Genomic DNA, 13,668 nt, shown 5'->3' on the forward strand with positions numbered 1-13,668 from the left:
ATGACCAAATTTTTATTCAAATCCTTCTGCCACTGCTTCTGGATAGTTTTCTTCAACGATGTGCGCACAGCGTCCACATAAGTGTGGTAATTTTTCATCAACGCCTACGTCTTTGCGGATTTGACGACAACGATCGCATGTTTGTCCGTCAGCTTTTTCTACTAAAATGGCTACGTCATCAAATTTCACCGCAGCTTCTGGTACTTCTGCGTTAGCTGACATCACTTCATAGTAATCTGGTGACACGATCAACAATTGTGGAATATCCGCATCCACAGCTGTCAGCAATCCACGAACTTGTTCATTTGGATAGATCGTTAACTTCGCTTCCAAAGATTTACCGATCAATTTATTGTTTCGTGCTTCTTCTAAAGCTTTTAACACTTTATCACGGAAGTCCATAAATGCTGCCCAAGTATCCATCAATTCTTCTTGATTTGGATACTCTTGGTAACCTGGAAGTTCACTTAATTGAACAAACTCTTCTTCTTCTTTTAAGAAAGACCAAATTTCTTCTGCAGTATGTGGAATAATCGGTGTTAATAATTTTGTTAAAGCTACTGCTGTTTGATAAAACACAGTTTGCATACAACGGCGTTGGTAATCATTTTCTGATTCGATATAAACAACATCTTTAGCAAAATCCAGATAGAACGCAGATAGATCTACTGTTAAAAAGTTCATTACGGTACGATAGATGTGCATGAAGTTATATTTCTCATATCCTTCTTCACGAATTTCTTTAATCACTTCGTTCAATCGGATAGTCATATATTTATCTACAGAACGTAATTCTTCAAATGAAATCGTATCTTTTTGTGGATCGAAGTCTTCAGTATTTGCAATCAAGAAGCGCATCGTATTTCTGATTTTGCGGTAAACTTCTGCTACTTGGCTTAAAATATCCATGGATACACGTACATCTGCTTCATAATCCACACTAGCTACCCACAAACGTAAGATATCCGCGCCAAATTGTTTGATCACTTTATCTGGCAAGATCGTGTTACCTAACGACTTACTCATCTTACGCCCTTCGCCATCCAGAGTGAACCCTTGAGAAAGGACAGATTTATACGGTGCAACCCCATTGATTGCCACACTTGTAGTAATACTTGAATTGAACCAGCCACGGTATTGATCAGAACCTTCTAAATACATATCAGCTGGGAATGATAGTTCTGGACGTTGACGCAAGACTGCTTCGTGAGAAGAACCTGAATCAAACCAAACATCCATGATATCTGTTTCTTTCGTAAACTGTCCATTCGGTGATCCTGGATGCGTAAAGCCTTCTGGAAGAAGATCTTTCGCTTCTTTCTCAAACCAAATGATTGAACCATGTTCAGCAAACAATTGCGCTACGTGTTCAATCGTTTCCGGCGTAATGATTGCTTCCCCATTTTCAGCGTAAAAGATTGGCAATGGCACACCCCATGCACGTTGACGTGAAATAACCCAGTCGCCACGATCACGGATCATATTATAAAGACGTGTTTTCCCCCAAGGAATAATCCAATCTACTTTCTCTACTTCCTCTAAAATATTTTGTCGGAAATCGTCGATTGATGCAAACCATTGTGGTGTAGCACGATAAATCACAGGTTTTTTCGTACGCCAGTCATGAGGATAACTATGCGTAAAGAAGTCAAGTTTTAATAAAGCACCTTTTTCTTGTAACAAATCAGTAATCATTGGATTCGCTTTGTCGTAAAAGACCCCTTCAAATCCTGGTGCTTCTTCTGTATAAACCCCTTTTGAATCCACTGGAGAAACTACTGGCAATTTATATCTGTTTCCTGCAATATAGTCATCTTCCCCGTGACCTGGTGCTGTATGGACTAATCCAGTACCAGCGTCTAAAGTTACATGGTCACCTAAGATGACTAATGATTCCCGCTCATAAAACGGATGCCAAGCAGTCATGTATTCCATTTCCTGACCAGCAATCTCTTTCAACACCTGAACATCAGACCAACCGATTTCAGTTTGAACCTTTTCTAATAAATCTTTTGCAACGACAAATTTACGTCCATCTGCTTCGATTAAAACGTACGTATAAGTTGGATTTACTGCAATCCCTTGGTTTGCTGGTAATGTCCATGGCGTAGTTGTCCAAATAACGAAAGCTGTATCTTCATCTAACAACCCTTTGCCATCTTTCACATTGAAAGCCACAAAGATAGAAGGAGACTTCACATCTTTATATTCGATTTCTGCTTCAGCAAGTGAAGATTCACTTGACGGAGACCAATAGATTGGTTTCAATCCTTTATAGATATAGCCTTTTTCAGCCATTTTACCGAAAACACGGATTTGTGCCGCTTCGTAAGAAGGATCCAACGTGACATATGGATGCTCCCAATCGCCTGCCACTCCTAGTCGTTTGAAATCTTCTCGTTGTTTGTCGACTTGTGAAAGGGCATATTCACGACATTTTTCTAAGTACTCTGACATTGTCATTTCTTTTCGTTTGATCCCTTTATTGGCTAATACTTGTTCAATCGGTAAACCGTGAGTATCCCAACCTGGAACATAAGGTGCACGAAATCCTGACATTGATTTTGAACGGATAATGATATCTTTACTGATTTTATTTAATGAATGTCCTAAATGGATATTTCCATTTGCATAAGGAGGTCCATCATGTAAGATGAAACTTGGCTTTCCTTCATTTAATTCTTGTCTTTTTTGATAAATTTTATTTTCTTCCCATTCTTTTTGCCAATCCGCTTCACGATTAGGCAAATTACCACGCATTGGGAATTTTGTTTTACCTAGTTGTAAGGTTTCTTTCATTTTCATAAACCAGTTACGCTCCTTCTTTCATCATTTTAAAGAACACAAAAAAGCATGTTCATCCAAAGGGACGAACATGCCGTGGTACCACCCAAATTCAGTTACATGATCATGTAACTCTTAAAAACCAATAACGAGGTCAACCGTTGTTTCTTACTCCTATTTCAGAAACAATTTTCGTAGAGGATCTTTCACTTTGCAGGGTCTTGCCGAACTTCCACTATCATCGGCTCGCTGAAAAGAATGACAAAATGCTTTTCTGTTCTACTCTTCGTCATCACCAGGAATGATCGAAATATCGATCGCCTGTGTATCAAATGCAGTCATTGGTGCTTCCATGATGCCTGTGTCTGAGTTTACATCAGTTTGATTTTCATTGTCAAGTTGTTTTGCTAAAACTTCTTTGATCACTTCATGACTATCTGACACATAGCTTGAGAAAGGTTGTAAAATTTCATCCCATTCTGGACTTTTTACTTGTTCTAATTGAGATTCTAACATCAAGCTGATTCGTTGGTGGAAAACTCGTGTTTTTTTCTTTAAGTCTTCTGTTTCAACTGCTAGCTGTTTTGCTTTTTCAGTTGCATCTGTTAGGATTTGTCTTGCTTTTTCTTCCGCATCTGTCGTTAATTGGTGCGCACGTTTTTCAGCCGTAGCCACTAATTCATCCGCTTTGTTTTGAGCAGATGTCACGATTACTTCGGACTCTTTACTTGCACTTGTTTTAACTTTATCCGCTGTGTCTTGTGCCACGATGATTGACTGATTCAATGCATCTTTTAGTTCATTGAAATATTCTAATTTTTCTTCTGAATGTTTCACTGCTTTTTCAAGTTCACGGTTTCGTTGCGTGATTTCTTCATAGTCACGAACAACTAAATCTAAGAAATCATCTACTTCGTCTTGATTGTATCCCCGCATTTTTGTGGGGAATGTTTTGTTTTGGATATCTAATGGAGTTAAAGCCATGTGTAAACCACCTTTTTGTTTTATTTACGTAATACACCAAATAATACCCTGTATTTTTCTTTTTAGTTTTTCCTTCAAGTTCTTGAATTTGGATTCGACCAAATCCTCTGATCGAAACGATATCTAATAACTCAAGTAAAAAATCAGGGCGTGTATTTTCTGTCCAATTTACTTTTACTTTTCCAGACTCAATCAGCTGCTTCGAACGCTGTCTAGAAATATTATAAATCTCCGAGATCACGCTGTCTAGTCTCAATGAAGTCACTGTACCTCTTTCTTGTGTCCAACCATCTTTTGGCACAAGTAATTCCGTATACTTGATTGGCTCCATCCGAACAGAGACTTTGCCGATTTTTGTTACTTGCGTTGCTACAAACTGTTCAACTTCTCTTGCAATGAACACTTGCCAACGATCACCATCAGAAATGATATCACCAAAGTAAGCTCGTTTGATACCTGTACCAACCAATGTACCTAATACTTTTCCATGAGTCAAACTAGCAAACTTACTCGGATAATGGATTTCATAAAGTGACACCTCAAAATCTTCGTCAGTAGGCTCATAATAGTCAGGAAAAATCAAACATCGCTTCCGTTCTGCTTGCTCATAACCGCCATAAAATGAAAAGTGTAATTCACTATCTTGACGGATCAGCGTCTCTAGTATATAGGATTGTCTTGGATCAAGAAAGTCAGTAAGATAAGGTGCATATTGCCCTTGTACCTGTTCGATCCAATCACCTACTGAATCGATGAAAGAACGTTCATCTGCACGGAAATGCTGATAAACATTTGCGTCCATATTTTCCCCTCCTATCAGCTACTCCTTTGATCGTTTTAATAAATTGCCATGACTATCCATAAAACGATATGTTGAAGACCTTGTACTGCTAAGTTTAAAATCAAGATCGCAGCTAGAATCGTAAAATCAATTCCACCAAATCGAAGTGGAAGCCGATCAAATAACTGGATATACGGTTCACAGATTTTTGCTAAAAAGCGACCAATCCCTGATTGATATCCTCCTGGAAACCAGGATAAAAGTGCATAAACCATTAACAAAAGACTGTAAAAGTAGGCTGCTCGTCCCAGCAGATTAAGTAATATAAAAATAATATAAATTGTCGTTCCTCCTCTTATAGGTCAAATAGGTTCACGTCTGCAAAAGATTGTGCTGTTGAACTATCGATTTCCATTCCAGTTGGCGTGCATAGAAAAATCTCGTCACCTACTCGCTTAATGTCACCATCTAATGCATAGACAGTGCCAGTTAAAAAATCAACGATTCTTCTCGCTTGTTTTTCTTCTACTAAATGGAAATTTACTAATGTTGCTTCACCAGCAATGATTCGTTTAGCAATAGCCATTGCTTCAGAATAAGCTCGTGGTTCCATGACCGTAATTTTTCCAGCTAAATTTGTTTTAGGTGTAAAAGAAGTTTTTGCTGTTTCTTCTTTACGTGTTTTTTTAGCTGGTGTTTGATGTAATTCAATCACTTTTTTTGTTTCATTTGCCGCTACACTTTCACGAGCAACAGGACGTGTTGTTTGTTGCGCACGTGGCTTTGAGACAGCTCTTGGCTGGCTCATTTGAGATTGTGTTGGCTGTATTGGTTTCTTTTTTGTTGTAGGCTGTGCTACAGCCGGCTTAGATGTTTCAGGATACTCCTCGTACTCTTCCTCATCAGCTAATCCGAAAAAATTAGCAATCGCACCTCTATTTAAAAGTGGCATTATTGTTCCTCCTCGTCTTTGAATAGCGCTGTTCCTACACGGATGAATGTGGCACCTTCTTCGATTGCCAGTTGAAAGTCCTGACTCATTCCCATGCTTAATTCCGTACATGGTGCATGCGAAAAACCTTTCGAATGAACAAGATCACGCAATTCTTTCAGCGTTCCAAATACTTTGCGAATTTGTTTAGCAGAAGCCTCTTTAGGTGCCATCGTCATTAAACCAACAACCTTTATTTTAGACAAAGCAACTAAAGATTCGATAAAAGGAACCAGCTCTTCTGGCGAAAAACCATGTTTGGATGCTTCACCAGATACATTCACTTCCACAAAACAATCGAGGGGTTTTGTTGCCCTTTTTTGTATTTCTTCTGCTAATTTCAAACTGTCTAATGCGTGAAAGCAATCAATTTCATTTATAATCAATTTTACCTTTCTACGCTGCAAATTACCAATTAAATGCCACTTTACATCAGGATAATTAACTAAATCTTGTTTTTTTTGTAACAATTTATCTACGCGGTTTTCTGCGCAGTTTTTTACACCCTGTTCAATCAATTTTTCTGCCGTAGCAGAATCCACTGATTTGGTGACAGCGACTAGTGTGACTTCTTTCGGATCACGATGAACAAGAGCACACGAGTCCTGAATCTCTTGCTCGATTTTTAGCAAGTTGTCAGCAATCATGTGCTCTTCCTCCTTTATTTTTTACGACGGAAAAATGGTGGTGTACTTAATTCATCGTCACCTTTTGCTTTTGTTTCTTCACGATTGAATGTATCAAATTCTTTTTTTTCGATAGGTTCAAAATTCGTTTCTTCAACTCTAGGACGGACATTTTGTTCACGTCTGATGTCCCAGTCACCAAAACTGCTATTTTCTTCTTCAGCAGAGATTGGTTTTGCTTGATCCATATCTAAAACTGTTTTTTGAGTAGATGATTGCATTTGTGTTTGTCTAGCCGGACGACTAGACTTGCGTTCCTTTTTTGATTCGTCGATACCCGTTGCAATAACCGTTACACGGATTTCATCGCCCATTTCTTCATTGATTGATGTACCTAGAATGATGTTAACATCGCCTGTAGCAGCATTTGCTACGATATCTGAAGCATCTTGAGCTTCAAATAAAGTCATGTCTAATCCACCAGTGATGTTAAGCAAGACTTGCTCAGCTCCATCGATTGATGTTTCAAGAAGTGGAGAAGAAATAGCTTTCTTCGTCGCTTCGATCACACGTTCTTCACCGCTTGCTACACCGATACCCATTAACGCTGTTCCTTGGTTTTCCATAACAGTTTTCACATCAGCAAAGTCAAGGTTAACGTAACCTGGGGCTGTAATCAAATCTGAGATCCCTTGAACCCCTTGACGTAATACATTATCAGCTTCACGGAAAGCTTCTAACATTGGTGTTTTCTTGTCAACTACTTCAAGAAGACGGTTGTTTGAGATAATCAATAATGTATCGACGTTTTCTTTCAAACGTGCGATACCTTCAGCAGCAAATCTGCCACGTTTTGGTCCTTCAAAAGTGAATGGTCGAGTTACGACACCGACAGTCAAAGCACCAAGTTCTTTAGCAATTCCTGCTACGATTGGAGCAGCACCTGTACCAGTTCCGCCTCCCATACCTGCAGTAATGAAAATCATGTCAGCGCCATCTAAGGCTTCGCGTAAAGCTTGTTCACTTTCTTCGGCAGCTTTTTGACCAACTTCTGGTTGAGAGCCTGCGCCTAGTCCGCGTGTATATTTAGGTCCTAATTGGATAACTGTTTCAGCTTTTGAATTTTTCAATGCTTGGACATCTGTGTTGGCAGTGATGAACTCAACACCTTTTACATTTTCTTCAATCATACGGTTAACAGCATTTCCACCGCCGCCACCGACACCGATGACTTTGATTACTGCGCCGTCATTGATATTATTATCAATTGAGAATTCCATATTTTATTCCTCCCAGGATGAATTAATCAAAAATTTTTGAAAAGAAACCTTTAATTTTAGTTGTTACATCTTCGTCTGATTTCTTTTGTTCAGGTTCGTCGTAGACCGTTTCTTCTGGAACATCATAGCTATCATTATCATATGATGTCACTTCTTGTTCTACAGTTGTGTGATGCGCGACCACTGTTTCACCTGTCACAGCAATTTTAGCCAATTGATAGACTTCACTCAAGTTAGCTGAGTAATCCACGATGCTGATCACATTAGTAAAGACTGGATTACGAAGTCCCATTTGGTTAGGTACATATAGCTTAACATTCACACCAAAAATCTCTTGTGCCAGATCAACAACACCTGGAAGGCTTGCAGCACCACCAGTTAGTACGATACCACCAGGTAACTCTAGTGCTTCGATTTGGTCTAACGCTTCTTTGGCTTTATTGAAAATCTGTTCCATACGGGCTGAAATCACTTCTGATAAATAGCGTTCATCCACTTTGACAGGTTCAGATTGACCGATCACATCTACTGGAAACTCTTCATTTGCAGAAGTACGTTCTGGATAAGCATCCCCATAATTGATTTTTAACGCTTCAGCATTATTGAATGACGTATTCAACACAATCGAGATATCTTTTGTGACGAACTCGCCACCTTCTTGATCTAGACTAGTGAACTTCAATTGTTTGTCATGCATAACAGCTGTTGTCGTTTGTCCACCGCCCATATCAATCACGATCGTTCCAAAATCTTTTTCTCCATCTGAAAGGATTGTTTCTGTTAAAGCTAATGGTGTAATGACTAATTCATTGACAACCAATCCTGCATTTTCTACACATTTACGGATATTATGAACAATCGTCTTTGGCCCAGTAAATAACAAGCCATACATTTCTAATCTGACACCGATCATTCCACGAGGATCTTTGATTCCTTCGAATCCATCAACGGTAAAGTCTTGTGGCAAAATTGATACGATTTGACGTTCAGGAGGAATTGAACGAACAAGGGCAGCTGAAGCCACGTTTCTGACATCTTCATCGGTGATTTCTTTCGAATCCCCGTTTACTGCAATCATTCCTTGGCAATTTTCCACTTCAAGCAAGTTTGCTGGTAGACCAACACTAACCCCTTTGATCTGTATCCCTGCTTTTTCTTCTGCTTGTCTTACTGCTCGTTGTATCGCTTGGACCGTTTTATCGATATCAACGATAATGCCGCGGTTAATCCCTTCTGATTTTGCGTTTCCTACTCCAATAATATTCATTTGGCTGTCGATATATTCAGCCACGACAACTTTGACAGATGTCGTTCCAATATCAAGGCCTACATACATTCCTGTTTTTGCCATGAACGGGATTCCCTCCTACTTACTATTCCATATACAAGCGAACAACTAACGTCCGTTTTTAAATATACTTTAATAGATATATTCACTGCCTTCAATTCTACCATAAATTACCGGTTTTTAGAAAGTAGATTATCACTTTTTAAAACTGTTTTATTAATTTTCGGTTAAATCTGAAGACGATGAACTTGAATTGTCATCGATTTGGCTAGATTCACTTGTATTCTCTGACTGACCTGCTTGATTTGACTCAACTGATTCCGAAGATTGGTCTGACTGATCACTTGATGCTCCCGATTGTCCTGTGAGATTTTCGGTAGAACTTGTCTGCACAGATGAATCTGTTGCTCCGCCATTCTCCTTCTTGCTTTCACTGTAAGGATAAGAGAAAATCCCTACCTCCATATCAATGACGCCCTTTTCCTTCATCTCTTTAGCGACTTGTGGATAATATTTCATTTGACTGGCTAGATTTTGAATATTGACGATCACTTGGTTCCCATCATTCATATTTAGTTGGATCAAATTTTTATTGCTCTCTTTTGGTGTATATTTGATTTCTGAAATTGCTTTTTGTAATTCTGAAGTTAATTGATTATATTCTTTAACCAATTGACTAATTTTGGCGTTATCTGTGAAATTCTCTAGAATTGGTAAATTCTTAGTCGGATTTGCTACTTTTTCCTTTAAGACTTTTCCATTTTCGATTACAGGAAAATATTCGCCGTCCTTCATCACTAAAGCAATCTCTTTGTATTCTTTGATAGCCAACTCAAAAGTATTGATTGACTTAAAATGCAATTGTGCGCTCTCTACTCTTGGTTGTTCTTTTTTCAATGTATCAAGATATTGGTTTTTATGGAAATACTGACTCCAAACATTTCCATCAATTGCCAAATGAGAGTCGGCAATGGCTATTTGACTCGTAATCATTTGGTTCCCTGAAACTGTTATCCCTTGCAGTCGACTATAAGGGGAAACATAATAAATCAAAAAAATCAGTGGGATCGTTAGGATTGAAATAATAAAAGTCAGTCTTCGATAAAGAACTTTATTTCGTTGATTTTTCAGATTCGGTAGCCGATTTAAAAAAGAGCCATTATAAGGACTACCAATTTTTGGTTGTTCAATTTTTTCAAATGGCTCAGAGTCCCCTTTTTTCATTGGATCAGAAGCGGTTGCTTCTTGCTTCTCACCTTCCGCTGAGTCTGCTTCTTTAGTAGCGGAAGTGGATGCTGCCGGCTCATTTGTATTTTCTATTTTTTTCTTCTTTTTGCTCTTCTTTTTGTTCTTCCTTTTTTTCGTGTTCTGCCAAATATTTCCGGTTGGCCTTTTGCCAAGGAGTTAGATTTTGTTCACCCTCAGATTCATTTGGCAGCTTGTCTGGCTTTTTTTCTTACTCACTAAGACCACACCACCTTTATTTTTGAATTAATGATTTTACTAGCTCGTACATTCTTTCTGATGCGTCTGGGATTCCTTGCTGTTTAGAAGCTAAAGACATTTGTTTTTGTAATTGATCATTAGTCATGATCTCTTCAATCGCTTGTTTTAGGGAACGTCCATCTAATTCGTCATCTTTGATCATCTTCGCTGCATTGTTTTTGACTAAGCTCATTGCATTTTTTGTCTGATGGTCATTCGTCACATAAGGACTTGGAATTAGAATAGCTGGCAAACCTAAAGCTGTTAATTCAGCAATCGAAGTCGCACCTGCTCTACCAACCAATAGATCGCTTGATGCCATTACTTCTGCCATTTTATTGATATAAGGCTGTATGCTGACATTGGCACAAGCAGGAACTTTCGTTTGGATATCTTTATAATAGCGTTCGCCTGAGGCATACAGAACCTGGTATTCCTGATCGAACGACATTAAAAATTCTGTTACTGCCTGATTGATTTTTAAAGCCCCTTGACTACCACCAAAAATCAAGACTGTTTTTTTCTCTGGATCAAGTCCATAAGTGGCTAAAATTTTCGATTTATCCATATCCGCAACTTCTTGCGCCCGAGGATTACCGATCAAAGACGATTTTTCTGCAGGAAAAAATGGAGCAGCATCTTCAAAAGAAAGTGCGATTCGATCCACATAGCGACTTAAAAATTTATTGGTGATGCCAGGCACACTATTTTGTTCATGGATGATCGTAGGAATCGCTAACTTAGATGCCGCATAGACTACTGCACCCGACACGTAGCCCCCAGTCCCAATCACCACATCTGGTTTAAATTCTTTTAAAATTTTTTTTGCTTCTCGAATACTTTTTAAAAAAAGTTGGATAGTCTTCAGATTATGTAGCGAAAGTTTCCGCTGAAATCCTTGTATTTCTAGCGTACGAAAAGGCATCCCGGTCTCAGGAACAATTTTATTTTCTAAGCCTCTTTGCGCTCCAACGTACATAAACTCAGTATTCGGCTCTTTTGTTTTTACATAATTGACGAAGGCTAGTGCTGGATAAATATGCCCGCCAGTTCCGCCACCAGTAACCAAAATTTTCATTCATTCTCGCTCGTTTCTACTTTTGTATAGTTAGTTTATTGACAGCTTCCATAAACCGTTCGCCTCTAATTTCAAAATTAGGGTATTGATCCCAACTTGCATTTGCTGGGGACAATAAGATCGAATCACCCTCTTCACTCAATTCAAGGGCGATCGGTACAGCGGCTTCTGCGTTTTCAGCTGCCTTGATCACAGGGATACCTGCTTTCTTGCCGGCATCCGCTAATCTATTTTGAGTTTCCCCAAAAGTGATCAACGCTTTGATGCCTTTTAAAGCTGGTATCAACTCATCAAATGAATTTCCCCGATCCAGACCTCCAGCGATTAATACTAATTGATCTAACTGAAAACCACTTAATGCCATTTTAGTAGCTAAAATATTAGTGGCTTTTGAATCGTTATAAAACTTCCTTCCTTGAAATTCCCCCACATACTGTGTACGATGCGGTACTCCATGGAAATGGTGTAAAGCATTTTTGATCGCTTCATTTGAGATACCATATAATTTAGCAACTGAGATGGCAGCTAGTGCGTTCTCAACATTGTGTGAACCAGGAACACCCAATTCTGTAATATCCATGATTTTTTCTTGGTTATAGTAGATACTACCATCTAAAGAATAGGCACCTTTAGGTAGTTTTTGTTCCGTCGCAAAAGGTAACACCGTTGCTTTAGTCTTTTTGCTGAGTTCTCTTAGCTCTTCTTGATTCCAATTCAAAATCAAATAATCTTTCTCTGTCATATTCTGTTGTAAATGCCATTTTGCTTTTACATATTCTTTTCTCGTTTTGTGGTAATCGATATGAGCCTCATAAATATTGGTTACTACTGCTACATGGGGACGAAAATCAGTGATTCCCATCAATTGGAAACTAGATAGTTCCATAACGATTTTATCGTCAGCTGTTGCTTCTTGCGCCACACTACTAGCTGGATAACCGATATTCCCGGCTAGGCGAGCTGTTCCTGGCAAATCACCAGCGTTCAATAACAAGCCTGTCATAGTTGTTGTTGTTGTTTTACCATTTGTTCCTGTAATCCCAATAATCGGACATTCCGCTACCTCGTAAGCTAATTCCACTTCCGTAATTACTGGAATACCCAGTTCTTGTGCTTTTTGAACAAATGGATGACTATACGGAATCCCCGGATTTTTCACCATCAAAGAAAATTCTTCATCCAATAATTCAATCGGATGGCTTCCAGCAATCACTTTGACTCCCAGTGATAGCAACTCTTGTGCTTCTGGATTTTCATCAAACGGCTTTCCGTCATTAACAGTGACAAGTGCGCCCAACTCATGTAACAGTTTGGCCGCACTAAATCCACTTTTCGCTAATCCAAGAACAAGGACTTTTTTGTTTTCATATATTGAAATTTTTTTCATTTCCTGTCATCTCCTACCAAATGAACCATAGTGTTATTAAAGAAGTTACAATACTTACTAACCAAAAAATGATGTCGATCTTCCATTCTGACCAACCACACATTTCAAAATGATGATGGATAGGAGACATTTTGAAGATACGTTTTCCTGTTAATTTGAAAGAAGTAACTTGAAGCATTACACTTGCTGTCTCCATAACATAAATCAAACCAACTAATAACAATGTCCACTCTTGGTTTAGCATAATAGAAATTGCTGCCAATAATCCACCTAATGCCAGAGAACCAACATCGCCCATGAATATTTTGGCTGGTTTACGATTATAAGCAAAAAAGCCAAGTAACCCACCAAGCACACTTAAACAAATAACTAAGACATCATATTGTTGCTGATGCCAAGCAATGATTCCGTACGTTGCAAAAGAGATCGTTCCTAGTCCAGCAACTAATCCGTCAATCCCATCTGTCAGATTAACCGCGTTTGAAAAACCAACAAGCCAGAAAATAGCAAATACCCCATAGAATAGTCCAAGTGGCAACTCTATTCCAAAGAAATTTAACGTACCAGGATAGCCTTCTGAACGATAGACAAGATAAAAAATGATCCCGCCAATGATCTGCCCTAGCAGTTTTTGTTTAGAGTTTAGCCCCATGTTTCGTTTTTTAAAGATTTTAATGAAATCATCTAAAAATCCGATCACACCATATAAAGCTAAAACAAATAGTAGGATGAAAAGAGTAGGCGTCAACTGATTTTGCCAAGCGCCAACCCAAATTCCGGTTAATATTGCTGCAACTAAAAACACCAATCCACCCATCGTTGGAGTTCCGGCTTTTACATTATGCCATTTTGGTCCTTCTTCACGAATCGCCTGCCCTTGTTTTTTCATTTGAAAATACCCAATAAATAGTGGCATTGCTGCAATAGTCATTGCACAACTACTAACGATAGGAATCAATGCTTGTGTCCACTCCATACTCTTTT

The 13,668-nt window shown here is 38.7% G+C and carries 10 protein-coding genes, 2 pseudogenes and 1 other annotated feature; all 12 genes and pseudogenes read right to left on the reverse strand.

The window, feature by feature from the left end:
- Nucleotides 1-12: 12 nt before the first annotated feature.
- The 12 genes and pseudogenes from ileS to mraY all read right to left on the reverse strand — a co-directional run bounded on the left by ileS (nt 13) and on the right by mraY (nt 13,660).
- Nucleotides 13-2,805: an isoleucine--tRNA ligase gene (gene ileS / locus EHR_RS00325; RefSeq protein ID WP_010738196.1), complete on the reverse strand. Its 2,793-nt coding sequence runs from the start codon at nt 2,803-2,805 to the stop codon at nt 13-15.
- Between the two features lie 57 nt (nt 2,806-2,862).
- Nucleotides 2,863-3,080, reverse strand: a binding site (T-box leader).
- Nucleotides 3,064-3,768, reverse strand: a complete 705-nt coding sequence (locus EHR_RS00330; protein ID WP_010719771.1) for a DivIVA domain-containing protein — start codon at nt 3,766-3,768, stop codon at nt 3,064-3,066. It overlaps the preceding feature by 17 nt.
- 20 nt (nt 3,769-3,788) lie before the next feature.
- A pseudogene (locus tag EHR_RS00335) lies at nt 3,789-4,570 on the reverse strand (YlmH family RNA-binding protein).
- 35 nt (nt 4,571-4,605) lie between these two features.
- Entirely contained in the window at nt 4,606-4,875 is a 270-nt protein-coding gene (locus EHR_RS00340; RefSeq protein ID WP_034686156.1) for a YggT family protein, read from the reverse strand.
- A gap of 29 nt (nt 4,876-4,904) precedes the next feature.
- Nucleotides 4,905-5,501 carry a cell division protein SepF gene (locus tag EHR_RS00345; RefSeq protein WP_010719773.1) on the reverse strand — a complete coding sequence of 199 codons (597 nt, stop codon included), beginning with the start codon at nt 5,499-5,501 and terminating at the stop codon, nt 4,905-4,907.
- Entirely contained in the window at nt 5,501-6,187 is a 687-nt protein-coding gene (locus EHR_RS00350; RefSeq protein ID WP_010719774.1) for a YggS family pyridoxal phosphate-dependent enzyme, read from the reverse strand. The genes EHR_RS00345 and EHR_RS00350 overlap by 1 nt, the downstream gene beginning before the upstream one ends.
- Nucleotides 6,188-6,201: 14 nt before the next feature.
- A complete protein-coding gene (ftsZ, locus tag EHR_RS00355) occupies nt 6,202-7,446 on the reverse strand; it encodes a cell division protein FtsZ (protein WP_010719775.1) in 1,245 nt (414 codons plus the stop codon).
- 22 nt (nt 7,447-7,468) lie between these two features.
- A complete protein-coding gene (gene ftsA, locus EHR_RS00360; protein ID WP_010719776.1) occupies nt 7,469-8,797 on the reverse strand; it encodes a cell division protein FtsA in 1,329 nt (442 codons plus the stop codon).
- A gap of 153 nt (nt 8,798-8,950) precedes the next feature.
- Nucleotides 8,951-10,172 (reverse strand): annotated as a pseudogene (locus EHR_RS00365) (cell division protein FtsQ/DivIB).
- A gap of 42 nt (nt 10,173-10,214) precedes the next feature.
- Entirely contained in the window at nt 10,215-11,297 is a 1,083-nt protein-coding gene (murG, locus tag EHR_RS00370) for an undecaprenyldiphospho-muramoylpentapeptide beta-N-acetylglucosaminyltransferase (protein WP_010738199.1), read from the reverse strand.
- Nucleotides 11,298-11,313: 16 nt separating this feature from the next.
- Nucleotides 11,314-12,684, reverse strand: coding sequence for a UDP-N-acetylmuramoyl-L-alanine--D-glutamate ligase (gene murD, locus EHR_RS00375; protein ID WP_010738200.1), 1,371 nt, complete (start codon nt 12,682-12,684; stop codon nt 11,314-11,316).
- Nucleotides 12,685-12,697: 13 nt separating this feature from the next.
- The gene (gene mraY, locus EHR_RS00380) at nt 12,698-13,660 is read right to left on the reverse strand and encodes a phospho-N-acetylmuramoyl-pentapeptide-transferase (protein ID WP_010719780.1); all 963 of its coding nucleotides are present in this window, start codon (nt 13,658-13,660) and stop codon (nt 12,698-12,700) included.
- Between the last annotated feature and the right edge of the window lie 8 nt (nt 13,661-13,668).

Source organism: Enterococcus hirae ATCC 9790, assembly GCF_000271405.2.
GTDB lineage: Bacteria > Bacillota > Bacilli > Lactobacillales > Enterococcaceae > Enterococcus_B > Enterococcus_B hirae.